The organism is Rhodococcoides kroppenstedtii (genome assembly GCF_900111805.1).
Taxonomy (GTDB): domain Bacteria; phylum Actinomycetota; class Actinomycetes; order Mycobacteriales; family Mycobacteriaceae; genus Rhodococcoides; species Rhodococcoides kroppenstedtii.
This window is the reverse complement of record NZ_FOJN01000001.1, coordinates 12,929-38,414: the sequence shown is the minus strand read 5'-3', so window position 1 is coordinate 38,414 and position 25,486 is coordinate 12,929. Positions and strand designations below refer to the sequence as shown.

Genomic DNA, 25,486 nt, shown 5'->3' with positions numbered 1-25,486 from the left:
GCCCTCCGATAGTCTTCGAGAGTGACGGAGAATCAGCCCACACCGTCGGCGCCCGCGAGTGCCGAGGTGATCGCGCAGTGGCAGGAATTGGCCGAGGAGATTCGCGGTCACCAGTTCCGCTACTACGTACGGGATGCACCGACCATCTCGGACGGGCAGTTCGATGCGCTGCTGCGGCGGCTGCAGGATCTCGAGGAGCAGTACCCCGAGCTCCGGACGCCGGATTCGCCGACGCAACTGGTGGGCGGTGGCTTCGAGACGGACTTCACGGCCGTCGACCACCTCGAGCGAATGTTGTCGTTGGACAACGTGTTCGACGTCGACGAGTTGCGGGCGTGGATCGGGCGGGTCGAGGCCGAAGCGGGGGCGGATCTGGCCTACCTGTGTGAGGTGAAGATCGACGGTGTCGCCCTGAATCTGGTGTACCGCAACGGGGTTCTCGAGCGTGCGGCCACGCGCGGAGACGGCCGGACGGGGGAGGACGTCACCCTGAATGCCCGCACCATCGACGACATTCCCGAAACCCTCACCGGCACCGAGGAATTCCCGGTCCCGTCGCTGCTCGAGGTGCGCGGTGAGGTGTTCTTCCGGCTCAGCGATTTCGAGGCGCTGAACGCCTCCTTGGTCGAGCAGGGCAAGGCGCCCTTCGCCAATCCGCGCAACTCCGCGGCCGGGTCGCTGCGGCAGAAGAACCCCGCGGTCACCGCGCGGCGCCGCCTCGGCATGATCTGCCACGGCTTCGGCCGGTTGGAGGGGTTCGAGCCGCAGACCCAGTCCGCCGCGTACGACGCGTTGGCGGCGTGGGGACTGCCCGTCTCGTCGCACACCGTCGTCGCGCACGGTGCGGACGAGGTGGTCGAGCGCATGGAGTACTGGGGCGCGCATCGGCACGACGTCGAGCACGAGATCGACGGCCTCGTGGTCAAGGTCGACGGGATGGCGCTGCACCGCCGGCTGGGCAACACCTCCCGTGCGCCGCGGTGGGCCATCGCGTTCAAGTACCCGCCGGAGGAGGCCACCACCACCTTGCTCGACATCCGGGTGAATGTCGGCCGGACCGGCCGCGTCACGCCCTTCGCGTTCATGGAGCCTGTCCTCGTCGCGGGATCCACCGTGTCGTTGGCGACGCTGCACAACGCCTCGGAGGTCAAACGCAAAGGTGTGCTCATCGGGGACACGGTCGTCATTCGCAAAGCGGGAGAGGTCATTCCGGAGGTTCTCGGCCCCGTGGTCGACACCCGCACCGGGGACGAGCGGGAGTTCGTCATGCCGACGCACTGCCCGGAGTGCGGCACCGAGCTCGCCCCGTCGAAGGAGGGCGACGCCGACATCCGGTGCCCCAATTCCCGCTCGTGCCCGGCGCAGCTACGGGAGCGTGTCTTCCACGTGGCCGGCCGCGGGGCGTTCGACATCGAGGTGCTCGGGTACGAGGCCGCGACCGCCCTGCTCGCCGCCGGGGTGATCGAGGACGAGGGCGACCTGTTCGATCTGACCGAGGAGTCGCTGACCAGTACCGATCTCTTCCGTACCAAGGCCGGGGCGCTGTCCGCCAACGGTCGGCGATTGCTCGACAACCTCGGGCGCGCCAAGGACCAGCCGCTCTGGCGGGTCCTGGTGGGTCTGTCCATCCGCCACGTGGGTCCGACGGCCGCGCGGGCTCTCGCCGCACGGTTCGGCAGCCTGGAGGCCGTGCGGTCGGCGTCGGAGGAAGAACTGGCCGCGGCGGACGGCGTCGGCCCCACCATCGCGCGGGCCGTGGTCGAGTGGTTCGACGTCGACTGGCACCGCGCCATCGTGGACAAGTGGGCCGCGGCGGGCGTGCGGATGGAGGACGAACGCGACGAGTCCATCGAGCGCAACCTCGAGGGGTTGTCGATCGTGGTCACCGGGTCGCTGGATCGCTACAGCCGGGACGACGCCAAGGAGGCGATCCTGGCCCGCGGCGGCAAAGCGGCCTCGTCGGTGTCGAAGAAGACGGCCTTCGTGGTGGTCGGGGAGTCCCCGGGGTCGAAGCACGACAAGGCGCTGCAACTCGGGGTCCCCGTGCTCGACGAGGCCGGCTTCACCGTCCTGCTCGAGCAGGGACCGGAGGCCGCGTCCGCTCTCGTCGCGGACGGGGCGTCAGCCGAGGACGGTGGCGACGATGCCGGCTAGGTAGCCGAGCCGAGCCACCTCGGAGGGTCGGAAGTCCGGCCCACCGGGGCGGCCGAGCACCAGTGCTCGGCCGGTCGACCCGAGCGGCGCCGCGGCCACGCAGGTGTCCATGTCGCGCCACGACTGGGGCAACCCGTCGCGGTCGCCGTCGAGAGTGCGCGCGCCGGTCAGCGGCAGCCACGGCATCGACTGCGCCCGGATCTCGGGCGCGCCGGAGCTTTCCACGACCGTGGTGGTGCCGGTCTCCGTGGCGGCGACGACCACGCTCCAGCCCACCCGGAGCACGCGCGGCGCACCGTCCACGAGAGTCTGCAGACGGTCGTCGTGCGCGGCGGCGACGCCGTCGATCAACTCGAGTTCGCGATGGGTGTCCAGCACGCCGGCGTAGGGACGGATGGCATCGACGGACACCCCGGACAGCTGTTCCGCGGCCGTGATGAGCGTGTCCGGCAACGAGCCGGGCGCCGTGTCGACGACGAGGTCGTCGACGGCGTAGCCGTGGCCGCGCTCGACCACGTCGAGCGACAGGATGTCCGCACCCACCGAGCCCAGGGCCACGGCGAGCGAACCCAGACTGCCGGGGCGGTCGGGGAGCTTGACGCGCAGGAGGTAGGTCACGCGCACATCCTGTCACTGCCTGCCCGACCTCACGACTCGCACGCGGCCGTGGGGCGCGGCTCCGACGGAACGCGGGCCGGGAACTAGGCTGTGGCGCATGACCGACACCGAAGGGACCGCCCCCGGCGCCGCGATCTCGCGCGACGAGGTCGCCCACCTGGCCCGCCTGTCGCGCCTCGCCCTGACCGAGGCCGAGCTCGACGAGTTCGCCGGTCAACTCGATTCGATCCTCGGCCACGTGAAGGCGGTGTCGGAGGTCGACACCACCGCGGTCGATCCGACCGCGAATCCCCTTGCCGTGACCAACGTCACCCGACCCGACGTCGTGGTTCCCGGCCTCGGACAGGACGGCGCACTGGATCAGGCGCCGTCGTCGGAGCAGGGCCGATTCGCCGTGCCGCGCATTCTGGGAGAAGAGCAGTGACCGACCTGATTCGTCTGACCGCAGCCGATCTCGCCGAGCGCATCCGCACCCGCGAGGTGTCGTCGGAGGAGGTCACCCGCGCTCATCTCGATCGCATCGACCAGGTCGACGGCACCCTGCACTCGTTCCTGCACGTGGCGCACGACGCGGCTCTGGACGCGGCCCGCGCCGTCGACGACTCGCTCGCGGCGGGGAACGAGCCCGCCTCGCCGCTGGCGGGAGTTCCGTTGGCGCTCAAGGACGTCTTCACGACCACCGACATGCCGACCACGGCGGGATCGAAGATCCTGGAGGGGTGGCGCTCGCCCTACGACGCGACCGTGACCACCGCGCTGCGGGCGGCCGGTATTCCGTTGCTGGGCAAGACCAACATGGACGAGTTCGCGATGGGCTCGTCGACGGAGAACAGTGCCTACGGGCCCACGTTGAACCCCTGGGACACCACGCGTGTCCCCGGCGGCTCGGGTGGTGGATCGGCGGCGGCGCTCGCCTCGTTCGAGGCGCCGCTGGCCATCGGTACCGACACAGGCGGCTCCATTCGTCAACCGGCTGCGGTCACCGGCACCGTCGGGTGCAAGCCCACCTACGGCGGCGTCTCGCGGTACGGCCTCATCGCCTGCGCGTCGTCGCTGGATCAGGGCGGCCCGTGCGGACGCACCGTGCTCGACACGGCGTTGCTGCACCAGGTGATCGCCGGCCACGATCCGCGCGATTCCACCTCGCTGCGCGCCGACGTCCCGGACGTCGTCGCGGCGGCGCGGGCGGGTGCGAGCGGCGACCTGCGGGGCGTGCGCGTCGGTGTGGTGAAGGAGTTGCACTCGGACGCCTACCAGCCCGGTGTGCTGTCGTCGTTCGACGCCGCCGTGGAGGTACTCACCTCGCTCGGTGCGGAGGTGGTCGAGGTCTCCTGCCCGTCCTTCGATCACGCCCTGGCGTCGTACTACCTGATTCTCCCGTCCGAGGTCTCCTCGAACCTCGCCCGGTTCGACGCGATGCGCTACGGACTCCGGGTCGGCGACGACGGCACGCACAGTGCCGAGCAGGTCATGGCGATGACGCGCGCCGCCGGGTTCGGCCCCGAGGTCAAGCGCCGCATAATGATCGGCACCTACGCGCTCTCGGCGGGGTACTACGACGCCTACTACGGCCAGGCGCTGAAGGTGCGCACGCTCATCGCGCGCGACTTCGACGCGGCCTACGAGAAAGTGGACGTCCTGGTCTCGCCGACCACGCCGTCGACGGCATTCCCGTTGGGGGAGAAGGTCGACGACCCGATCGCGATGTACCTGTACGACCTCTGCACGCTCCCGACCAACCTCGCCGGCCATCCGGCGATGTCCGTGCCGTCCGGTCTCGCCGACGGTCTGCCCGTCGGCCTGCAGATCATGGCGCCGGCGCTCGCGGACGATCGGCTCTACCGGGTCGGTGCGGCGTACGAGGCCGCGCGAGGAGAGTTCCCGCACCCGTCCGGCGTCTGACCCGCACCGCCCCACCCGAAGGAGTCGCGATGACCAGGATCGGCATTCTGACCAGTGGCGGGGACTGTCCGGGCCTGAACGCGGTCATCCGCGGCGCCGTGCTCAAGGGCTCCGCGGTGCACGGGCAGGAGTTCGTCGGGTTCCTCGGCGGATGGCGGGGACTGGTGCACGGGGAGTCGATTCCCCTGGACCGCAGCGTCGTTCGTGGCCTGTCGCACCAGGGCGGCACCATCCTCGGCACCAGCCGGTTCGGTCCGTACCAGGAGCCGCACGGGGGTGCGGAGAACATTCAACGCACGCTCGACCGGCTGGGGGTCGACGGCGTCATCGCCATCGGCGGCGAGGGCACGGCCAGTGCGTCGAAGCGGTTGTTCGAGGACGGAATCGATATCGTCGGGGTCCCCAAGACCATCGACAACGACCTCGACGCCACCGACTACACGTTCGGGTTCGACACGGCGGTCGAGATCGCCACCGAGGCCATCGACCGGCTGCGGACCACCGGCAACTCGCACGATCGCTGCATGGTGCTCGAGGTCATGGGTCGGCACGCCGGGTGGATCGCCTTGCACTCCGGCATCGCCGGCGGAGCCCACGCCATTCTCATTCCCGAGCAGCCGGAGAGTCTCGAGCAGATCTGTGCGTGGGCGACCAGCGTGCGCGACCGCGGCCGAGCCCCGATGATCGTGGTCGCCGAGGGCTTCACCCTGCCGGAGATGACGGAGGCGCACTCGACCAAGGGGCTCGACGGTTTCGATCGCCCCCGGCTCGGCGGGATCGGCGAGTGGCTCGCGCCGTTGATCGAGGAGCGCACCGGAATCGAGACGCGCGCAACGGTTCTCGGCCACATCCAGCGCGGCGGAGTGCCGACGGCGTTCGACCGGGTGCTCGCGACCCGACTCGGCATGGCCATCGTCGACCTCGTCGCCGACGGGGGATGGGGCCAGATGGTGGCCCTTCACGGCACCGACATCGCCCGCGTCGGATTCGACGAGGCTCTCGCGAACCACAAGACGGTTCCGGCGGGGCGCTACCAGGAAATGCGCATCCTCTTCGGCTAGTAGGCTTCCGTGCATGTCTGTCGCCACCGCATCGCTCCTGGACTACGACGACGTGATCGACCGGTTCGATCCCGTCCTCGGCATGGAGGTGCACGTCGAGCTGGGTACGGCCACCAAGATGTTCTGTGGGTGCCCCACCGAGTTCGGCGCCGAGCCCAACACGCAGGTGTGCCCGGTCTGCCTGGGCATGCCGGGAGCGCTGCCGGTGGTCAACGCGGCGGCCGTGGAATCGGCCGTGCGCATCGGCCTGGCCCTCCACTGCGCGATCACTTCGTGGGGGCGCTTCGCGCGGAAGAACTACTTCTACCCGGACCAGCCGAAGAACTACCAGATCTCCCAGTACGACGAGCCCATCGCCACCGAGGGCTATCTCGACGTGGTCCTCGACGACGGGTCCACCTGGCGCGTCGACATCGAGCGCGCGCACATGGAGGAGGACACCGGCAAGTCGCTGCACGTCGGCGGCGCGACCGGTCGGATCGACGGGGCCAGCCACTCGCTGCTCGACTACAACCGCGCCGGTGTGCCGCTGGTGGAGATCGTGACCAAGCCGATCGTCGGTGCCGGGGAGCGGGCGCCCGAGGTGGCCCGCGCCTACGTCACGGCGCTGCGCGAGTTGATCCGTGAACTCGGCGTATCCGACGTGCGGATGGACCAGGGCTCGCTGCGGTGCGACGCCAACGTGTCGCTGATGGCCAAGGACGCCACCGAGTTCGGGACGCGAACCGAGACCAAGAACGTCAACTCGCTCAAGTCCGTCGAGGTGGCGGTGCGGTACGAGATGCGCCGGCAGGCGACGGTTCTGCTCGACGGTGGCGAGATCGTCCAGGAGACACGGCATTTCCAGGAGGCCGACGGGACCACCTCCGCCGGCCGCCGCAAGGAGACGGCCGAGGACTACCGCTACTTCCCCGAGCCCGATCTCGAGCCCGTCGCACCCGATGCCGCGTGGATCGAGGAGCTGCGCGCGACCATTCCCGAGGCGCCGTGGATCACCCGTGCGCGCATCCAGAAGGAGTGGGGCTGGTCCGATGCGGTGATGCGGGACGTCGTCAACGCCGATGCGCTGCCGCTCATCTCGGCGACCGTCGATGCCGGCGCGACTCCCGACGCCGCACGCAGTTGGTGGGTCGCGTACCTCGCCCAGCAGGCCAACACCCTCGGTGTGACGCTGTCCGATCTGTCCATCACCCCGGCACAGGTGGCCCGCGTCGCCGCCCTCGTGGCGGACCGCACGCTGACCAACGCGAACGCCCGGAAGGTCGTCGACGGCGTGCTGGCGGGTGAGGGGGATCCGGATCAGGTGGTCGAGGCCCGCGGTCTCGCTGTGGTGCAGGACGATTCGGCGCTCGAACAGGCCGTCGCCTATGCCCTCGCGGCGAACCCGGCCATCGTCGAGAAGATCAAGGCCGGCAAGGTCCAGGCCGCGGGCGCTCTCGTCGGTCAGGTGATGAAGGCCACCAAGGGTCAGGCCGATCCCGCCCGGGTCAAGGAGCTGGTGCTCGCCGCCTGCGAGTAGCGCCGGAGCGGTCAGTCGTTACCGCCACCGCCCGCAGGGATCTGCACGATCACCACACGATCGTCCGTCGGGGTCGGGACCCCGCCGTCCTTGTTGGTGGTGCTCACCAGGATCTGCCCGTCCGCGCCGAGGGTGGCCCCGCGCAGACGGCCGTAGCGGTCCTGCGCGACGAGAGCGGGCGGCGTCGGGACCGATCCGGTCTCGGGGTCCACCGGCACCACCCCCACGGCGCGTGCACCGGACATCGCCACCGCGACGGTGCCGGGAGCCGCGGCACAGCCGCCGACGCCCGGTCGATCGGGCCACGTCCACACGGGGCCGACCACGCCGCCTTCCGGGGTGATCCGGGACAGGCGATCACCGTCGGGAGCGCCGTCGGTCACCCACTGGGACCCGGTTCCGTCCGAGCACAGATCACCGGCGCGGCCGAGACCGCTCATGACCACTCGGGGCACCGCGCTGCCGTCGACCCGAGGGTCGACGATCGAGAGCACCTTGCCGGCGAGGGACGCCGGGTCCGCGGCGGCCGCGAGGTCGCCACCACTGCCCGTCGCCACGCGCAGCTCGGACGGGCCGACGAAGTCCACCGCGCCGCCGACGTCGCCCGTACCGCGAGGAATGCCGGTCAGCACCGGCTTCGGGACGTCTCCGGGCGCGATGCGGACCACGCGAGCGTCGGTGGGCGTCACCACGTAGGCGTAGAGCAGGCGGTCCTCGGCGTAGGTCGGCGACAGCGCGAGGTCGATCAACCCGCCGCCGGGGGAGGGGTCCACCGGGATCGACGCGACCGGCCGGGGCGCGGTGCCCGGCGCCACTTCGACCACGGCTCCCGTGACTCGCTCGGCGACCAGGGCCGCGCCGCCGCCCGGCAGCGTGACCAGGCCGCCCAACGTGTCGAGGCAGGTCGCGATGACGGCGGGATCGGGATCGACGCACGGTCCCGGCGGCGGCGGGGGTGGGGCACTCGACTCCGGTGCGCTCGGGTCGCCCGGGCTCACGTCGGCGGCGCCGAACGTCGGTTCCGGCGAGAAGGGGGTCGACGCGGAATCGTCGAACCGCGCGCATCCGGACAGAGCCACCAGCACGGTCGCCGCGCAGGCGAGGGAGACGGAACGGCGTGCGGCGCGGCCGGCGCGGGAACTGCGCGTCATGGTGCCCACGGTACGCAGGAACCCGGGCGCGACACGGCGAGTGGTCCCGGGGCCGGGGGCCGCGCGGAACTAGGCTCGGCGCCATGAGCGACTCCGAGGACAAGCGCCGTTCCACGCCGGGATACGAGCCGGCGTCCAGCCCGTACGACCAGCCGACCGAGCGGCTGGGGCACGACACGTCGTCGCTCCCGCGGACCGACGACGATCTCGACGGATCGTCCCGCTCGGCCACCGACGGCACCCGCGCGACGGAGAAGATCCCCACCTACCCCGGACCGTCCACGTCCTCCGACGACACGGCCACCCGTGCGTACCCGGTCTCGGACGCGGCCCCGTCCTCGTATGGCACGGCGGCGACTCCCTCGTACGACTCGGCCGCCACCTCGTCGTACGAGACCGCAGCGACACCCGAGCCCGTCGCCCCCGCGACGCCCGCGGAGGTGAAGGAGCGGCGCGGCACCCTGGATCTCGGCCTGCTGATCCTGCGGGTGAGCGTCGGTGCGATCGTGCTGGTGCACGGATTGCAGAAGCTGGTCGGATGGTTCGACGGGCCGGGCCTGTCGGGTTTCCAGGACGTCGTGTCCGGCGCCGGCTACGAGCAGGCGCGTCTGCTGTCGATCCTCGGCGCGATCGGCGAGACCGCCGGTGGCGCGCTGCTGATCCTGGGTCTGGCGACGCCGCTGGCCGGCGCCGCGGTGCTCGCCGTCATGATCAACGCCTGGTTGGTCCGTCAGGTGGCCGAGCCGGGTCTGCAGTTCTTCGCGCCGACCGGGGTGGAATACGAGACGCTGCTGGCTCTGGCCGCGGCCGCGATCGTCCTCACCGGGCCGGGTCGCATCGCCGTCGACGGTGGCCGCGGCTGGGCGCGCCGTCCGTTCGTCGGATCGTTCGTCGCACTGCTGATCGGCGTGGGCGGCGCCGTCGCCCTGTGGGTACTGCTCAACGGCGCCGACCCCTTCGCCTGACCTACTGCTCGGCCGACCGGGCTCAACCGCTCGGCCGGCCGGCGCGCTCTACTGCTCTGCCGACCGGCCGGCGTCGGGCTCGGACTCCGTCTCGGGTTCCGACGTCGGCGGCGTCGGGTCCGGAACGGCGCCCCCGCTCGCGGCCGACAGGCGGGGGAGGTCGTCCACGGTCACGCCCGGCAGGGGCACGCTGCCGCCGCCGGCGAGTGCGGCCTTCCCGAAGCCGAACCGGGGGAACGTGATTCCGGCGACGTCGGACCAGGCGACCGTGGTGGTGGTGAAGGGACGACGGGCGACCAGTCCCCGGCCGTCGACCGTGGTCCTCACTCGCAGAACCCAGTACGCCGCGAACGCGGGGATCGCGAGCACCCACCAGAACAGGAGGGGAGCCCCCGCGACGGGGAACGACGCCCCGAAGAGCAGGAGGGCCACCGCGGCGAGTGTCAGCGGGTCGACCCTGAACACCTCGGGGTCGGGCGCGGGGGACCGGTCGGGTGCGGGGTCGCCGGTGTGGGAGACTGTGTGCGGTGGTTCGGACTGCTGCGGAGACGACACCCCTCCATCTTCGCACTGCACACACGCCATCCCACATCCCGGGATTCGTAGTTCGGTAGTTGACTGGCACGGCATCGCACGCTTAACCTCACCTACGTGAAGCGTGAAGATCTCCTCGTAATCGGCAGGCGCGTCGTCGCCTGAGCCGATCTACTTCTCGACGCTCAGCCACGACGCGCCACCCTCGCACAGCATCTGCTGGCGGGGGTTTTTTCTTGCCCGGATGAGAACCCAAGGACCCACAGTGAGCGCACCGACAGCCCGGCCCGGCCCGGCTCCTCGCAAGACCCCGTCCTCCGTCGACCGTCCCGTGCCCACGGCACCGGACCGGCGCGCGATCCCGCCGGAGCGCGTGACGGGCGCCCAGTCCGTCGTGCGGGCCCTCGAGGAACTCGACGTCGACGTCGTCTTCGGCATTCCGGGCGGTGCCGTTCTCCCGGTCTACGACCCGCTGCTCGACTCGACCAAGGTTCGCCACGTCCTCGTTCGTCACGAGCAGGGCGCCGGCCACGCCGCCACCGGATACGCGCAGGCCACCGGCCGAGTGGGTGTCTGCATGGCGACGTCGGGACCGGGTGCGACCAACCTGGTGACCCCGCTCGCGGACGCGCAGATGGACTCGGTTCCCGTCGTGGCCATCACCGGTCAGGTGGGACGCGGCCTCATTGGAACCGACGCCTTCCAGGAAGCCGACATCTCCGGTATCACGATGCCGATCACCAAGCACAACTTCCTGGTCACGGACGCGCTCGACATCCCGCGCACCATCGCGGAGGCGTTCTACCTGGCCAACTCGGGCCGTCCCGGAGCCGTGCTCGTCGACATCCCCAAGGACGTCCTGCAGGCCGACACCACCTTCTCCTGGCCGCCGGAGATGCGTCTGCCGGGCTACCGCCCCGTGACCAAGCCGCACGGCAAGCAGGTGCGGGAGGCGGCACGCCTCATCGCGGCCGCCGAACGGCCCGTCCTGTACTGCGGCGGCGGCATCATCAAGTCCGATTCGTCGGCCGAGCTGCTCGAGCTCGCGGAACTGACCGGCATCCCCGTGGTCACCACGCTGATGGCGCGCGGCGTCTTCCCGGACAGCCACGACCTGAACCTCGGCATGCCCGGTATGCACGGCACCGTGGCCGCGGTCGCCGCCCTGCAGCGCAGCGACCTGCTGATCACGCTCGGCGCCCGGTTCGACGATCGCGTGACCGGCCGGCTGGATTCCTTCGCGCCCGACGCCAAGGTGGTCCACGCCGACATCGACCCAGCCGAGATCGGCAAGAACCGGTTCGCCGACGTCCCGATCGTCGGCGACTGCCGCGAGGTCATCACCGAGCTCGTCGAGGCGGTGCGCGCCGACCACGCCACGGGCGCGTCCACCGACCTGACCGAGTGGTGGTCCTACCTCGACGGCGTGCGTCGCACCTACCCGTTGGGCTACGACCGCCCGTCCGACGGCGCCCTGTCGCCGGAATTCGTCATCCAGTCCATCGGCAAGGCCGCGGGCCCGGACGCGATCTACTGCGCCGGCGTCGGTCAGCACCAGATGTGGGCGGCACAGTTCATCTCGTACGAGAAGCCGCGCACGTGGCTGAACTCGGGTGGTCTGGGCACCATGGGCTACGCGGTGCCCGCCGCGATGGGCGCCAAGATGGGCCTGCCGGACACCGAGGTCTGGGCCATCGACGGCGACGGCTGCTTCCAGATGACCAATCAGGAACTCGCGACCTGCGCGGTCGAGGGCATCCCCATCAAGGTGGCCGTGGTCAACAACGGCAACCTCGGCATGGTGCGGCAGTGGCAGACGCTCTTCTACGAGGAGCGCTACTCCAACACCGAGCTCGGTACGCACGGCACGATCCGCATCCCGGACTTCCTCAAGCTCGCCGAGGCGCTCGGTTGCGTCGGCCTGCGGTGCGAGCGCGAGGAGGACGTCGACGACGTCATCGCGCAGGCACGGGCCATCACGGACCGTCCGGTGGTCATCGACTTCATCGTCGGCAAGGACGCCCAGGTCTGGCCGATGGTGGCCGCCGGCACCAGCAACACCGAGATCCAGGCCGCGCGCGGCATCCGTCCGCTGTTCGACAACGAGGCCGAGGCCGCCCAGGAGCCCGGCGTGGTCGGCGACGTCACCGAGGCTGCCCTCGAGCAGAACGCGAAAGGTACCGATCAGTGAGCACCAGTCACACCCTGAGCGTCCTGGTCGAGGACAAGCCGGGCGTCCTCGCCCGCGTCGCCGCTCTGTTCTCCCGCCGCGGCTTCAACATCGCCTCGCTCGCGGTGGGGGGAACCGAGGTTCCGGAGATCTCGCGCATGACCATCGTGGTGACGGTGGACGAGTTCCCGCTCGAGCAGGTGACGAAGCAGCTGAACAAGCTCGTCAACGTCATCAAGATCGTGGAGCAGGAGCCGGAGGCGTCCGTCGCTCGCGAACTCGTGCTCATCAAGGTGCGCGCGGACGCCAGCGTGCGGAGCGAGGTCATCGAGACGGTGAACCTGTTCCGCGCCAAGGTGATCGACGTGTCGCCGGAGTCTCTGACGGTCGAGGCGACGGGGACGCGGTCCAAGCTCGAGGCGCTGTTGCGGATGCTCGACCCTTACGGTGTTCGGGAGATCGTCCAATCCGGGGTCGTGGCAGTGGGGCGCGGACCCAAGTCGATCACCGCGTCGCGGTAGCGCGATGCGCGACGAAGCAGCGTCGCGGTAGAGCAGCACACACAGATTTTCACCGGGCACCGTGCCCGGAACGACGAGGAGGAAACCACCAGTGGCAGTCGAGATGTTCTACGACGACGACGCCGATCTGTCGATCATCCAGGGCCGCAAGGTCGCCGTGATCGGCTACGGAAGCCAGGGCCACGCGCATTCGCTGAGCCTGCGCGATTCGGGCGTCGACGTCCGTATCGGTCTGAAGGAAGGGTCGAAGTCCCGCGACAAGGCTGCCGAGCAGGGCCTGGGCGTGGGCACGCCGGCCGAGGTCTCGCAGTGGGCCGACGTCATCATGCTGCTGGCGCCGGACACGGCACAGGCGCAGATCTTCAAGGACGACATCGAGCCGAACCTCGAGGACGGCAACGCGCTGTTCTTCGGCCACGGCCTGAACATCCACTTCGACCTGATCGAGGCGCCGGACAACATCACCGTCGGCATGGTCGCGCCGAAGGGACCGGGGCACCTCGTGCGTCGTCAGTTCGTCGACGGCAAGGGCGTGCCGGCTCTGATCGCGATCGATCAGGACCCCAAGGGTGAGGGGCAGGCGCTCGCACTGTCCTACGCCCGCGCCATCGGCGGCACCCGCGCCGGCGTCATCAAGACGACGTTCAAGGAGGAGACCGAGACCGACCTGTTCGGTGAGCAGGCCGTGCTGTGCGGCGGCACCGAGGAGCTCGTCAAGACGGGCTTCGAGGTCATGGTCGAGGCGGGTTACGCCCCGGAGATGGCCTACTTCGAGGTGCTGCACGAGCTGAAGCTGATCGTCGACCTCATGTACGAGGGCGGCATCGCTCGGATGAACTACTCGGTGTCCGACACCGCGGAGTTCGGCGGCTACCTCTCCGGCCCGCGCGTGATCGACGCCGGCACCAAGGAGCGCATGAAGGCGATCCTGGCCGACATCCAGTCGGGTGAGTTCACGCGTCGCCTGGTGGCGAACGTCGAGAACGGCAACACCGAGCTCGAGGGCCTGCGCAAGCAGAACGCCGAGCACCCCATCGAGGTCACCGGCAAGAAGCTGCGCGATCTCATGAGCTGGGTCGATCGCCCGATCACCGAGACGGCCTGACCGGCGCGTCTCGTCGATCCCCTGCGGGGCATCTTCTCGCTCGCCCGAGCGGAGGGTGCCCCGCACTCGGGTCGGGGCCACCACTAGGCTCCTTCCCGTCAAGCACGCTCTACCACGAGAACCACTCGCGCGGGCGCGAATCGCCGCCCGGCGCCACTCGATCAGGGAGATTCCCACGTGAGCCAGCCAGGCCGTCCCGTCGTCCTCATCGCCGACAAGCTCGCCTCGTCCACCGTCGACGCCCTCGGTGACGGCGTCGAGGTCCGCTGGGTCGACGGGCCGGATCGGCCCGCACTGCTCGCCGCCGTTCCCGACGCCGACGCCATCCTCGTGCGCTCGGCGACCACGGTCGACGCGGAGGTCCTGGCCGCGGGAACCAAGCTGAAGATCGTCGCGCGCGCCGGCGTCGGACTGGACAACGTCGACGTCGCCGCGGCGACCGAGCGCGGCGTCCTGGTGGTCAACGCCCCCACCTCGAACATCCACACCGCCGCCGAGCACGCCGTGACGCTGTTGCTCGCGGCCGCGCGGCAGATTCCGGCGGCCGACGCCACTCTGCGTAACCATGAATGGAAGCGCAGCAAGTTCAACGGTGTCGAGATCTTCGGCAAGACCGTCGGCGTCGTGGGCCTCGGCCGCATCGGCCAGCTCTTCGCGCAGCGTCTCGCCGCCTTCGAGACGCACATCATCGCGTACGACCCCTACGTCTCGCCCGCGCGCGCGGCGCAGCTCGGCATCGAGCTGGTCTCCCTGGACGAGCTCCTCGAGCGAGCGGACATGTTCTCCGTCCATCTCCCGAAGACCCCGGAGACCAAGGGTCTGATCGGCAAGGACGCACTGGCCAAGACCAAGAAGGGTGTGATCGTCGTCAACGCCGCCCGCGGCGGACTGGTCGACGAGCAGGCCCTCGCCGACGCCATCACCAGTGGGCACGTGTTCGCCGCCGGTATCGACGTCTACGCCTCCGAGCCCTGCACGGACAGCCCGCTGTTCGAGCTCCCGCAGGTCGTCGTGACGCCGCACCTCGGGGCGTCGACCACCGAGGCCCAGGACCGCGCCGGCACCGACGTCGCGAAGTCGGTGCTGCTCGCGCTGGCGGGCGAGTTCGTGCCCGACGCCGTGAACGTCTCCGGGGGAGCGGTCGGCGAGGAGGTCGCTCCGTGGCTGGACATCGTGCGCAAGCAGGGTGTCCTGCTCGGCGCTCTGTCCGACGGACTCCCGACGTCGCTGTCCGTGGACGTGCGCGGTGAGCTGGCGTCGGAGGACGTCGACATTCTCAAGCTGTCGGCGCTGCGTGGTCTGTTCTCGGCCGTCATCGAGGACGCGGTGACCTTCGTCAACGCGCCGTCGCTGGCCGAGGAGCGCGGCGTCACCGCCGAGGTCACCACTGCGCCCGAAAGCCCCAACCACCGGAGCGTCGTGGACGTTCGCGCGGTGTACGGCGACGGCACCGTGCTGAACGTGGCGGGCACGCTGACCGGCCCGCAGCACGTCGAGAAGATCGTGAACATCAACGGCCGCAACTTCGATCTGCGTGCCGAGGGCAAGAACCTCCTCGTGACCTACGAGGATCGGCCCGGGTCGCTCGGCCGCATCGGCACCGCCCTCGGTGATGCCGGCGTGGACATCGCGGCGGCCGCGCTCAGCCAGGACGCGGAGGGCACCGGCGCGACCATCCTGCTGCGTGTCGATCGGGACGTGCCGTCGGAGGTGCGCGACTCCATCGCCGCGGCGGTGGGTGCGTCGACCCTCGAGCTCGTCGACCTGTCCTGAGCACCGACGACGCGAAGGAAGGGAACACGATGAAACTGGCGGTTCTGGCCGGAGACGGCATCGGTCCCGAGGTGATCGGCGTCGCTCTCGACGTTCTGCGCGCGGTCGAGCCGGGCGTGGAGACCACGGATTACGACCTGGGCGCTCGTCGCTACCACGCGACCGGCGAGTTGCTGCCGGACTCGGTGCTCGCCGAGATCCGTGAGCACGACGCCATCCTGCTCGGCGCGATCGGTGATCCGTCCGTGCCCAGCGGGGTGCTCGAGCGAGGCCTGTTGCTGCGGGCGCGCTTCGAGCTCGACCATCACATCAACCTGCGCCCGTCGAAGCTCTATCCGGGCGTCGAGGGGCCGTTGGCCGGCAACCCGCCGATCGACGTGGTGGTGGTGCGCGAGGGCACCGAGGGTCCGTACACCGGCAACGGCGGTGCCCTGCGTGTCGGCACGCCGCACGAGGTGGCCACCGAGGTCAGCGTCAACACGCGGTTCGGCGTCGAACGTGTGGTGCGGGACGCCTTCGCGCGGGCGACGGCACGTCGTGGCCACCTGACGCTGCTGCACAAGACGAACGTCCTGACGTTCGCCGGTTCGCTCTTTCACCGCACGGTGTCCGAGGTGGCGACCGAATTCCCGGACGTCGAGGTGGCCTACCAGCACATCGACGCCGCGACGATCCACCTGGTGACCGACCCCGGACGGTTCGACGTGATCGTCACCGACAACCTGTTCGGCGATATCATCACCGACCTCGCGGCCGCCGTCACCGGTGGCATCGGGCTCGCCGCCAGCGCGAACATCGACGCGACGCGGACCAACCCGAGCATGTTCGAACCCGTGCACGGCAGCGCTCCGGACATCGCCGGCCAGGGCATCGCGGATCCGACCGCCGCCGTGTTGTCGGTGTCGATGCTGCTCGCGCACCTCGGCCGGGACGACGCGTCCGCTCGGGTGGAGGCGGCCGTCGCGGCCGATCTCGCCGAGCGGACCCCGGGTGCCCCCGGCACGACCGCCGAGATCGGCGAGCGCATCACCGGTCGGCTCTGACGCGTCGTTCGCCTCGTGCCCCGCGTGTGCGTCAGCGCTCGCGGGGAACGATCGGCACCGCGAGGAGTGCGATCGCGGCCGAGACGCCGAACGCGACCGCGTAGGACGAGTGCGTGATCACCGCGCCGAACGTGGGCGGCACGGCCGACGCGGCGACGAACTGCGCGGTGTTCTGGGCCCCGAGCGCGCGGCCGCTCCAGAAGGGGCCGGCGCGTTCGGCGACCGCGGTGAACGCCAATCCGTTGGGGGAGACCGTCGCGACGGAGGCAACGACCGCGACGACGACGGCGACCCCGGTGTTCAGCGCGTCCGTCACGGCCAATGCGGCCATCGTGAGTACGACGAGAACGGAGACGGCCCGCATCGGTCCGAGTCGGCTCCCCACTCGGTCGGACACCGCGCCGGCGATCATGCGGCCGACCGCGCCGCAGATCTGCGCGACGGTGATGACGACACCGGCGGCCGCGGCGGACCAGTCCCGGCGGTCGATCAGCCAGACCAGCGCGAAGGTCCACACGACGTACTGCGGCACCACCAGTGCCACCGACGCGGCATGGATGCGCCACAGGTCCGTGCGACCGCGGTACGGATTGCGCAGCAGCGCGGCGCTCGAGGCGGCGGCACGGGACGGGCGGGGCGGGTCGTACACCGCCACGACGCAGGCGAGGGCGGACACCGCGGCGGCGATCGCGGGCAGCAGCATGGCCGCGCTCACGCCGTGGTCGCGGGCCAGGGCGGGGATCGTCAACGCGGACATCGCGACTCCGAGGGGGAGCGACATCTGACGGATTCCCATCGCGAGACCGCGCCGGTGGGGTGGGAACCACCCGACCACCACCCGGCCGGTCGCGGAGTTCACGCTCGCGGCGCACATTCCGCCCAGGAGGAGGAACAGCGCGAAGGGGACCACGTCGGCGGAGAATGCCGCGCCGAACGCGGACGCGGCCGTCAGGGCGGATCCGGCCATCAGCGCGCGGCGTTCGCCGATGCGGTCGACGACCGCTCCCCACGCGAAAAGGGTGAGCACGATGCCGGTGGTCGGCATGGCGACGACCACGCCGGCGCCGGCGAGGGACAGTCCCCGCTGATCCTGCAGCGCCGGGATGAGGAACGCCGCACCGTTGAGCAGGAGGGCCGTCGAGGCCGTGGCGAGCATGCCGACGACGAGCATGCACCAGCGGCCCGCCGTCGACGCGGTGTACGTGCTGCGCATCGACGTGTGGTGTCTCAGCATGTGAGAATCCCGTCTCGTCTTTTGGAGTGCAGGTGTCACCCTACGCCGTGTCCGCGCCGAGGCCCCACGCCGTCTGCCCTCGATATCGGGCACGTCGATAGACTCCCGCCATGCGCTTAGGTCGAGTAGCGAGCCCGGACGGTGTCGCCTTCGTGTCCATCGAGGGCGACGGAGACGACAGGACGGCTCGAGAAATCGCCGAACATCCCTTCGGCACCCCCACGTTCACCGGCCGGACCTGGCCGCTCGCGGACGTCCGACTCCTCGCGCCGATCCTGGCCAGCAAGGTGATCTGCATCGGTAAGAACTACGCGGCGCACGCGGCCGAGATGGGCGGTGAGGCACCGCAGGATCCGGTGATCTTCCTCAAGCCCAACACCTCGATCGTGGGTCCCGGTGCGCCGATCGTGCGCCCGCCCTCCTCGTCCGAGGTCCACTACGAGGGTGAGCTGGCCGTCGTCATCGGCCGCCCCTGCAAGGACGTTCCGGCCGCGCGGGCCCTGGACGTGGTCCTGGGTTACACCGCCGCGAACGACGTCACCGCGCGCGACCACCAACGGCACGACGGCCAGTGGACTCGGGCGAAGGGGCACGACACCTTCTGCCCTCTCGGCCCGTGGATCGAGACCTCGCTCGACCCGAGCGACCTCGCCATCACGACCACGGTGGACGGCGAGACGAAGCAGAGCAGTCGTACTTCGCTTCTGCTGCACGACATTCCGGCCATCGTGGAATGGGTCAGCGCCGTGATGACCCTGCTGCCCGGCGACGTGATCCTCACCGGTACACCGGAGGGAGTCGGGCCGATCGTCGCCGGCCAGACGGTCGCAGTCGAGATCGAGGGCATCGGCGCCCTGAGCAACCCGGTGGTGGACAAGTGAGCGTGCGCGTTCGATTCTGCCCGTCGCCCACCGGCACCCCGCACGTCGGTCTGGTGCGGACGGCGCTGTTCAACTGGGCGTTCGCCCGGCACCACGGGGGCGACTTCGTCTTTCGTATCGAGGACACCGACGCCGCGCGCGATTCCGAGGAGTCGTACCGCGCGCTGCTGGACGCGCTCCGGTGGCTCGGTCTCGACTGGGACGAGGGTCCCGAGGTCGGCGGGCCGTACGAGCCCTACCGTCAGTCGCTCCGGCGGGATCAGCACCTCGCCGTGGTGCGCACGCTGCTCGAGGCGGGCGAGGCATACGAGAGCTTCTCCACTCCCGAGGAGGTCGAGGCACGGCATCGGGCCGCCGGCCGGGACCCGAAGTTGGGGTACGACAACGCCGACCGCGACCTCACCGACGACCAGCGCGAGGCGTTCCTCGCCGAGGGGCGCAAGCCCGTGGTGCGGCTGCGCATGCCCGAGCACGACCTGTCCTGGACGGACCTCGTGCGCGGCGACACCACGTTCCGCGCGGGGACCGTGCCGGATTTCGCGCTCACGCGCGGCAACGGAATCCCGCTCTACACCTTGGTCAACCCGGTCGACGACGCGCTCATGAAGATCACGCACGTGCTGCGCGGCGAGGATCTGCTGTCTTCCACACCTCGCCAGATCGCGCTGTACGAGGCGCTGGTCCGCATCGGCGTCGCGGACCGGGTTCCCGAGTTCGGTCACCTCCCGTTCGTCATGGGCGAGGGCAACAAGAAGCTCTCGAAGCGGGACCCGCAGGCCGATCTGTTCCTGCACCGCGAGCGCGGCTTCGTCCCCGAGGGGCTGCTCAACTATCTGGCTCTGCTGGGATGGGGCTTCCGCGACGACCGTGACGTGTTCTCGCTCGCGGAGATGGTGGAGGCCTTCGACATCGGGTCCGTCAACGCCAATCCCGCGCGCTTCGACCAGAAGAAGGCCGACGCGATCAACGCCGAGCACATCCGTCTCCTGGAGCCCGCGGACTTCGCGGGGCGGCTCCGTACGTTCCTGGAGGCCGCCGGTCACCCCATCGGGGTGGACGACGCCGTATTCGCGGAGGCCGCCGAGCTCGTGCAGACGCGCATCGTCGTCCTCTCCGACGCGTGGGGTCTGCTGAAGTTTCTCCTGGCCCCGCGGGAGGAGTTCACGGTCGACCCGGCGTCCGCGGCGAAGAACCTCGGCCCGGACGCGCGGCCCGTTCTCGACGCGGCGATCACGGCCGTCGAGGGGGCGGACTGGACCGCTCCGGCACTCGAGGAGGCCTTGAAGTCGGCGTTGGTGGACGGACTGGAGCTCAAGCCGCGCAAGGCGTTCGGACCGGTTCGGGTGGCCGTCACCGGATCGCACGTGAGTCCGCCGCTCTACGAGTCGATGGTCCTGCTGGGCCGAGACGACTCGCTCCTGCGACTGCGTGCGGCCCGTGACCGACTCGACGGCTGAGGCCCGGCCGACGTCGTTGACCGAGCGGCTGGACCGCTTCCAGCGACGCCGGCCTGCCGTCGGCTACCCGCTTGCCGTCGTCTACAAGTTCGTCGACGACCAGGGTGGGTATCTCGCGGCCCTGATCGCGTACTACGCGTTCGTCTCGCTGTTCCCGCTGCTGCTTCTCTTCTCGACCACGCTCGGGATCGTGCTGGCGGGCAATCCCGATCTGCAGCAACGAATTCTGGATTCCGCCATGAGTCAAATCCCGCTGATCGGGGATCAACTCGGGCAGCCCGATCGGCTCAGCGGGGGAGTGGGCGCCATCGTGATCGGCGTCGTCGGGTCGCTGTACGGCGGACTCGGTGTCGCGGTGGCGGCCCAGAACGCGATGAACGTGGCCTGGGCCGTGCCGAAGAACGAGCGGCCGGACCCGATCACCGCACGGATCCGCGGATTCGGTCTGCTCGTCACGGTCGGAACCGCCGTCATCGGTGTGACCGTCCTCAACGGGTTCAACGCCGCGGGCTTCTTCGGTTCCGTCGCACAGGTTTTCGTGGTGATCGCCGCGGTCGTCCTCAACACCGCGACCTTCGTGGTGGCGTTCCGGCTCGGCACCACCCGGCCGGTGACGGTGCGGGACGTCCTGCCGGGTGCCGCCCTGGCGGGTGTGCTCTGGCAGGTGCTGCAGTCCTTCGGTGGGTACTACGTCCAGACGGTCGTCGGGGGCGCGGACACCACCAACGGAGTGTTCGCGATCGTGCTCGGTCTCCTCGCGTTCCTCTACATCGCGGCACTGGTCGTGGTGCTCTGCATCGAGGTCAACGTGGTGCGGGTGGACACGCTCCATCCACGGGCACTGCTCACCCCGTTCACGGACAACGTCGAGCTGACCGACGGTGACCGCGACGCCTACACGGCGCAGGCCGAGGCGCAGCGGAGCAAGGGTTTCGAGGAGATCGACGTGAGCTTTCGCGAGCCCGACTCGTCACCGACGCCGGAACCCGGACCCTGACCTGCCGATTTGGTGAATCGCGGACACTGTTTGGTAGTGTTCTCCACGGCTCGAAGCGCACCGGGGCACCTGATCGGAGCGGGTCGAGCCGGCGGATGATCCGCCACCGTGGGGTATGGTGTAATTGGCAACACAGCGGTTTCTGGTACCGCCATTCTAGGTTCGAGTCCTGGTACCCCAGCAGAGGATGTCCGATTTCGTCGGACGGCCTCCACCGGTTATGCTCGTCCGGTTGCTCCACCAGCGTCACCGAAGCGCATGCTTCACATGAAGATCCTGGCCCCGTCGTCTAGCGGCCTAGGACGCCGCCCTCTCAAGGCGGTAGCGCGGGTTCGAATCCCGTCGGGGCTACGTAATACACGAGGACCACTGCATCAGCAGTGGTCCTCGTGTCGTTTCGCGGTCGAGGCGGGCGCTCCGCCGCCCGGGGTCGTACGGGCGCTCCGCCGCCCGGGGTCGTACGGGCGCTCCGCCGCCCGGGGTCGTACGGGCGCTCCGCCGCCCGGTCAGGAACCCAACCGCGTCTCGATGCTCTCCGCCGCGGCCAGCAGATCGGCCGCCCATCGCGCGCCGGGCCGGCGCCCCATGCGATCGACGGGTCCGGAGACCGAGATCGCGGCGACCACGCGCCCGTCGTGTCCGCGGATCGGCGCCGCCACGCTCGCGACCCCGGGCTCGCGCTCCGCGACGCTCTGCGCCCAGCCCCGCCGTCGTACCTCCGCGAGGGCGCGTTCACCGAACGCGGCGTCCGCGAGCACCGCCCGCTGCAGCGTCGGGTCCGCCCATGCCAGCAGAACTTTCGCTCCCGAGCCGGCGGTGAGCGGCAGTCGCGACCCGACGAGCACGGTGTCCCGAAGCCCGGTGGGCGGCTCGACGGCGGCGACGCACACCCGGCGGGTCCCCTCGACCCGGTAGATCTGAACGCTCTCCCCGGTGGCTTCGCGCAGTCGGGGGAGCACGGGGGCGGACGCCTCGACGACGGGATCGGCCGCGGTGCGCGCGAGCTCGCCGAGGGCGGGCCCGGGCCGCCACATCCCGTCCGCGTCGCGGGAGAGCATGCGATGGACTTCGAGGCCGACGGCGAGACGGTGCGCGGTGGCCCGCGGCAGGTCGGCGGCGTCGCAGAGATCGGCCAGCGAGCAGGGGCCCTCCGCCGCAGCGTGCAGAACGCGCATCGCTTTGTCGAGGACGCCGATGCCGCTACTATGTCCCATGAAGCGATACTAGCGTCTCGCATGGTGAGAATGCAGGACGACGGTCGCGGTGCGGGTGCCCGGTGGACTCCGGGTCCGCGACGGAGGCGAAGGAGGAACGGCATGGCACCCAGGACCCTGGCGGAGAAGGTGTGGGACGAGCACGTGGTCGTGCGCGGTGAGGGCGACCAGCCCGATCTGATCTACATCGACCTCCACCTCGTCCACGAGGTCACCAGCCCGCAGGCGTTCGACGGTCTGCGCCTGGCCGGCCGCGCCGTCCGTCGGCCCGATCTGACCATCGCGACCGAGGACCACAACGTCCCGACCGTGGACATCGACCAGCCGATCGCGGACCTCGTCTCGCGCACTCAGGTCGACACCCTCCGGCGCAACTGCGAGGAGTTCGGCATCCGCCTGCACTCGATGGGTGATCTCGAGCAGGGCATCGTGCACATCATCGGTCCGCAGCTGGGGTTGACGCAGCCCGGGACCACCGTCGTCTGCGGCGACAGCCACACCTCGACGCACGGGGCGTTCGGCGCGCTCGCCATGGGCATCGGCACCAGCGAGGTCGAACACGTGCTGGCGACGCAGACGTTGTCGTTGCGTCCGTTCAAGACCATGGCGGTCACCGTCGACGGCGAACTCGGCGACGACGTCTCCGCCAAGGATCTGATCCTCGCGGTCATCGCGCAGATCGGCACCGGCGGTGGGCAGGGCCACGTCATCGAGTACCGCGGGTCCGCCATCGAGAAGCTGTCGATGGAAGCGCGAATGACCATCTGCAACATGTCGATCGAGGCCGGAGCGCGTGCGGGCATGATCGCGCCGGACGACACCACGTTCGAGTACCTGCAGGGCCGCCCGCACGCACCGGCGGGGGCCGACTGGGACCGCGCCGTCGAGGCCTGGTCGCAATTGCACACCGACGAGGGCGCGACTTTCGACAAGGAGGTGCGCATCGACGCCTCCACGCTGACCCCGTTCGTCACGTGGGGCACCAACCCGGGTCAGGGCGCTCCTCTCGGCGCCTCCGTGCCGGACCCGGAGCGCATCGCCGACGACGGCGAGAGTCAGGCCGCGCGCAAGGCTCTGGGCTACATGGGCCTCGAGGCGGGAACGCCGTTGCGCGACATCGCCGTCGACACCGTCTTCCTGGGATCCTGTACCAACGGGCGCATCGAGGATCTGCGGGTGGCGGCGTCCGTCCTCGACGGTCGTCGTGTGGCGGACGGGGTGCGCATGTTGGTGGTGCCCGGCTCGATGCGGGTGCGCGCCCAGGCGGAAGAGGAGGGTCTCGGAGCCATCTTCACCGCGGCCGGCGCCGAGTGGCGGCAGGCCGGATGCTCGATGTGCCTCGGCATGAACCCCGACCAGCTGACGCCGGGCGAGCGCTCGGCATCGACGTCCAACCGCAACTTCGAAGGGCGACAGGGCAAGGGCGGGCGGACCCATCTGGTGTCGCCGGCCGTCGCCGCCGCCACCGCGGTCCGCGGTCGACTGTCCGCGCCGGCCGACCTGGACTGACGGCCCCCGCCCGCTCGCACCACCGAATCGCACGAGGAGTCACACCGTGGAACCGTTCGTCACGCACACCGGCATCGGTGTTCCGCTGCGCCGCAGCAACGTCGACACCGATCAGATCATCCCGGCGGTCTACCTGAAGAGGGTCACCCGCACCGGCTTCGAGGACGGGCTTTTCGCGGGCTGGCGGTCGGACCCGGGATTCATTCTGAACACCGAGCCGTACGACCGCGGCTCGGTTCTCGTGGCGGGGCCGGATTTCGGCACCGGATCCTCGCGCGAGCACGCCGTGTGGGCGCTGTCGGACTTCGGTTTCCGCGTCGTCGTCTCGTCGCGATTCGCCGACATCTTCCGCGGAAATGCCGGAAAGGCCGGTCTGCTCGCCGCGATCGTCGAACAAGCCGACGTCGAAATCCTCTGGAAACTGCTCGACGAACAGCCGGGGCTCGAGCTGACCGTCGACCTGGAGAACAAGACGATCACCGCGGGAACCACCGTGGTGCGCTTCGAGATTGACGACTACACCCGCTGGCGTCTGATGGAGGGTCTGGACGACATCGGCCTGACGTTACGGCAGGTAGACACGATTTCCGCGTTCGAAACGACACGGCCGTCCCACAAGCCGATCACCCTCCCCGAGCCCGCTCGCTGACCTCTCGGCGGGCCCCGAGCCCGCGGCCCGCGGCACCGAGGGCACGCCGAACGGCACTCCGATTCGGCACGGTCGACGCGACACGCTTTGGTACGACACGGTTTACGGACCCACGCCGAAACGGCGCGGGTCGTGGACTCGTGCGCTTTCGCGGTTTACCGTGGTACACAGTCGGTCCGACGAGGGGCCATCAGTGTGCGGAGGAATGACCGATGAACAAGGCAGAACTGATCGACGCCCTGACCGAGAAGACCGGCGCGGACCGTCGCAGCGCCACCGATGCCGTCGAGAACATCGTCGACATCATCGTGCGTGCGGTGCACCGCGGTGACTCGGTGACGATCACCGGCTTCGGCGTCTTCGAGCAGCGTCGCCGCGCAGCTCGGGTCGCGCGCAACCCGCGCACCGGTGAGACGGTCAAGGTCAAGCCGACGTCGGTTCCCGCCTTCCGCCCGGGCGCTCAGTTCAAGGCCGTCATCGCCGGTGGGCAGAAGCTCGCCGCCACCGGCCCTGCCGTCAAGCGTGGTGCCGCCGCTGCCGCGAAGAAGACCGCGGCCGCGAAGAAGACCACCGCGGCGAAGAAGACGACGGCGGCGAAGGCCACCGCGACCAAGGCGCCCGCCAAGACCGCTGCCAAGAAGACCACTGCGGCACCGGCCAAGACGGCGGCCAAGAAGACCACCGCCACCAAGGCGCCGGCCAAGACCGCAGCGAAGAAGACCACCGCCACCAAGGCACCGGCCAAGACCGCAGCGAAGAAGACCACCGCCACCAAGGCGCCGGCCAAGACGGCAGCGAAGAAGACCACCGCCGCGAAGTCGACGGCGAGCAAGTCCACGGCGGCCAAGAAGACCACCACCGCTGCGAAGAAGACCACCGCGGCAGCGAAGAAGTCGGCACCGGCCAAGAAGGCACCCGCCAAGAAGGCCCCGGCCAAGCGCACCGCCCGCAAGTAGGCACCCCCACCACGCGCGCGAGCCCCGGATTCCCGTACGGGGTCCGGGGCTCGCTCGTGTTCGTGTGGGGTCC

22 protein-coding genes and 2 tRNA genes are annotated in these 25,486 nt (G+C 70.1%); 19 read left to right on the top strand and 5 right to left on the bottom strand.

What is annotated here, in order from left to right; all coding sequences use genetic code 11:
• Nucleotides 1-21 precede the first annotated feature (21 nt).
• Nucleotides 22-2,154, top strand: coding sequence for an NAD-dependent DNA ligase LigA (gene ligA, locus BMZ18_RS00185; protein WP_068363514.1), 2,133 nt, complete (start codon nt 22-24; stop codon nt 2,152-2,154).
• Here the strand turns inward: ligA and BMZ18_RS00180 are convergent.
• A complete protein-coding gene (locus BMZ18_RS00180) occupies nt 2,122-2,772 on the bottom strand; it encodes an ACT domain-containing protein (RefSeq protein WP_068363542.1) in 651 nt (216 codons plus the stop codon). The two genes, ligA and BMZ18_RS00180, sit on opposite strands and share 33 nt — an antisense overlap.
• 97 nt (nt 2,773-2,869) lie before the next feature.
• Between BMZ18_RS00180 and gatC the strand changes: the two genes are divergently transcribed.
• The 4 genes from gatC to gatB are packed head-to-tail and all read left to right on the top strand — an operon-like array spanning nt 2,870 to nt 7,254.
• Nucleotides 2,870-3,196: an Asp-tRNA(Asn)/Glu-tRNA(Gln) amidotransferase subunit GatC gene (gatC, locus tag BMZ18_RS00175; RefSeq protein ID WP_068100546.1), complete on the top strand. Its 327-nt coding sequence runs from the start codon at nt 2,870-2,872 to the stop codon at nt 3,194-3,196.
• Entirely contained in the window at nt 3,193-4,674 is a 1,482-nt protein-coding gene (gene gatA / locus BMZ18_RS00170; protein WP_068100547.1) for an Asp-tRNA(Asn)/Glu-tRNA(Gln) amidotransferase subunit GatA, read from the top strand. The genes gatC and gatA overlap by 4 nt, the downstream gene beginning before the upstream one ends.
• Nucleotides 4,675-4,703: 29 nt before the next feature.
• Nucleotides 4,704-5,735 (top strand): 6-phosphofructokinase, encoded by a 1,032-nt coding sequence (locus BMZ18_RS00165; RefSeq protein WP_068363511.1) that lies wholly within the window; start codon nt 4,704-4,706, stop codon nt 5,733-5,735.
• Between the two features lie 13 nt (nt 5,736-5,748).
• The gene (gene gatB / locus BMZ18_RS00160; protein ID WP_068363509.1) at nt 5,749-7,254 is read left to right on the top strand and encodes an Asp-tRNA(Asn)/Glu-tRNA(Gln) amidotransferase subunit GatB; all 1,506 of its coding nucleotides are present in this window, start codon (nt 5,749-5,751) and stop codon (nt 7,252-7,254) included.
• Between the two features lie 11 nt (nt 7,255-7,265).
• On the opposite strand, the gene BMZ18_RS00155 is transcribed toward gatB, so the two are convergent.
• Entirely contained in the window at nt 7,266-8,405 is a 1,140-nt protein-coding gene (locus BMZ18_RS00155) for a PQQ-dependent sugar dehydrogenase (protein WP_068363541.1), read from the bottom strand.
• Nucleotides 8,406-8,488: 83 nt separating this feature from the next.
• Here BMZ18_RS00155 and BMZ18_RS00150 point away from each other — a divergent pair, with 83 nt between their 5' ends.
• Nucleotides 8,489-9,370, top strand: coding sequence for a DoxX family protein (locus tag BMZ18_RS00150; RefSeq protein ID WP_068363508.1), 882 nt, complete (start codon nt 8,489-8,491; stop codon nt 9,368-9,370).
• Nucleotides 9,371-9,418: 48 nt separating this feature from the next.
• On the opposite strand, the gene BMZ18_RS00145 is transcribed toward BMZ18_RS00150, so the two are convergent.
• Nucleotides 9,419-9,802, bottom strand: a complete 384-nt coding sequence (locus tag BMZ18_RS00145; protein ID WP_169817726.1) for a PH domain-containing protein — start codon at nt 9,800-9,802, stop codon at nt 9,419-9,421.
• Between the two features lie 367 nt (nt 9,803-10,169).
• On the opposite strand from BMZ18_RS00145, the gene BMZ18_RS00140 reads away from it, so the two are divergent.
• The 5 genes from BMZ18_RS00140 (at nt 10,170) to BMZ18_RS00120 (ending at nt 16,516) form a co-directional block, all read left to right on the top strand.
• A complete protein-coding gene (locus BMZ18_RS00140; protein ID WP_068100555.1) occupies nt 10,170-12,095 on the top strand; it encodes an acetolactate synthase large subunit in 1,926 nt (641 codons plus the stop codon).
• On the top strand, nt 12,092-12,595 hold the full coding sequence (gene ilvN / locus BMZ18_RS00135) for an acetolactate synthase small subunit (RefSeq protein ID WP_068100557.1): 504 nt from the start codon (nt 12,092-12,094) through the stop codon (nt 12,593-12,595). The genes BMZ18_RS00140 and ilvN overlap by 4 nt, the downstream gene beginning before the upstream one ends.
• Nucleotides 12,596-12,686: 91 nt before the next feature.
• The gene (gene ilvC / locus BMZ18_RS00130) at nt 12,687-13,700 is read left to right on the top strand and encodes a ketol-acid reductoisomerase (protein ID WP_068100559.1); all 1,014 of its coding nucleotides are present in this window, start codon (nt 12,687-12,689) and stop codon (nt 13,698-13,700) included.
• 177 nt (nt 13,701-13,877) lie between these two features.
• Nucleotides 13,878-15,473 carry a phosphoglycerate dehydrogenase gene (gene serA / locus BMZ18_RS00125; protein WP_068363505.1) on the top strand — a complete coding sequence of 532 codons (1,596 nt, stop codon included), beginning with the start codon at nt 13,878-13,880 and terminating at the stop codon, nt 15,471-15,473.
• A gap of 29 nt (nt 15,474-15,502) precedes the next feature.
• Complete coding sequence (locus tag BMZ18_RS00120) at nt 15,503-16,516, top strand: 3-isopropylmalate dehydrogenase (protein ID WP_068363503.1); 1,014 nt, start codon at nt 15,503-15,505, stop codon at nt 16,514-16,516.
• 31 nt (nt 16,517-16,547) lie between these two features.
• Here BMZ18_RS00120 and BMZ18_RS00115 read toward each other — a convergent pair whose 3' ends face one another.
• Entirely contained in the window at nt 16,548-17,750 is a 1,203-nt protein-coding gene (locus BMZ18_RS00115; RefSeq protein ID WP_244516359.1) for an MFS transporter, read from the bottom strand.
• Nucleotides 17,751-17,860: 110 nt separating this feature from the next.
• Here BMZ18_RS00115 and BMZ18_RS00110 point away from each other — a divergent pair, with 110 nt between their 5' ends.
• The 5 genes from BMZ18_RS00110 (at nt 17,861) to BMZ18_RS00090 (ending at nt 21,436) form a co-directional block, all read left to right on the top strand.
• Nucleotides 17,861-18,631: a fumarylacetoacetate hydrolase family protein gene (locus tag BMZ18_RS00110; protein ID WP_068364446.1), complete on the top strand. Its 771-nt coding sequence runs from the start codon at nt 17,861-17,863 to the stop codon at nt 18,629-18,631.
• A 2-nt stretch (nt 18,632-18,633) separates the two neighbouring features.
• On the top strand, nt 18,634-20,088 hold the full coding sequence (gene gltX / locus BMZ18_RS00105; protein WP_170851424.1) for a glutamate--tRNA ligase: 1,455 nt from the start codon (nt 18,634-18,636) through the stop codon (nt 20,086-20,088).
• Nucleotides 20,069-21,085: a YihY/virulence factor BrkB family protein gene (locus tag BMZ18_RS00100; RefSeq protein WP_235606482.1), complete on the top strand. Its 1,017-nt coding sequence runs from the start codon at nt 20,069-20,071 to the stop codon at nt 21,083-21,085. The genes gltX and BMZ18_RS00100 overlap by 20 nt, the downstream gene beginning before the upstream one ends.
• A 109-nt stretch (nt 21,086-21,194) precedes the next feature.
• Nucleotides 21,195-21,266, top strand: a tRNA-Gln gene (locus BMZ18_RS00095).
• A 97-nt stretch (nt 21,267-21,363) separates the two neighbouring features.
• Nucleotides 21,364-21,436: transfer RNA gene (locus tag BMZ18_RS00090), tRNA-Glu, on the top strand.
• Between the two features lie 155 nt (nt 21,437-21,591).
• On the opposite strand, the gene BMZ18_RS00085 is transcribed toward BMZ18_RS00090, so the two are convergent.
• On the bottom strand, nt 21,592-22,299 hold the full coding sequence (locus tag BMZ18_RS00085; RefSeq protein WP_068364444.1) for an IclR family transcriptional regulator: 708 nt from the start codon (nt 22,297-22,299) through the stop codon (nt 21,592-21,594).
• A 102-nt stretch (nt 22,300-22,401) separates the two neighbouring features.
• Here BMZ18_RS00085 and leuC point away from each other — a divergent pair, with 102 nt between their 5' ends.
• The 3 genes from leuC to BMZ18_RS00070 all read left to right on the top strand — a co-directional run bounded on the left by leuC (nt 22,402) and on the right by BMZ18_RS00070 (nt 25,413).
• A complete protein-coding gene (gene leuC, locus BMZ18_RS00080) occupies nt 22,402-23,808 on the top strand; it encodes a 3-isopropylmalate dehydratase large subunit (RefSeq protein ID WP_068364441.1) in 1,407 nt (468 codons plus the stop codon).
• Between the two features lie 46 nt (nt 23,809-23,854).
• Complete coding sequence (gene leuD, locus BMZ18_RS00075; protein WP_068364438.1) at nt 23,855-24,457, top strand: 3-isopropylmalate dehydratase small subunit; 603 nt, start codon at nt 23,855-23,857, stop codon at nt 24,455-24,457.
• Between the two features lie 212 nt (nt 24,458-24,669).
• The gene (locus tag BMZ18_RS00070; protein ID WP_068100576.1) at nt 24,670-25,413 is read left to right on the top strand and encodes an HU family DNA-binding protein; all 744 of its coding nucleotides are present in this window, start codon (nt 24,670-24,672) and stop codon (nt 25,411-25,413) included.
• Nucleotides 25,414-25,486: the final 73 nt, after the last annotated feature.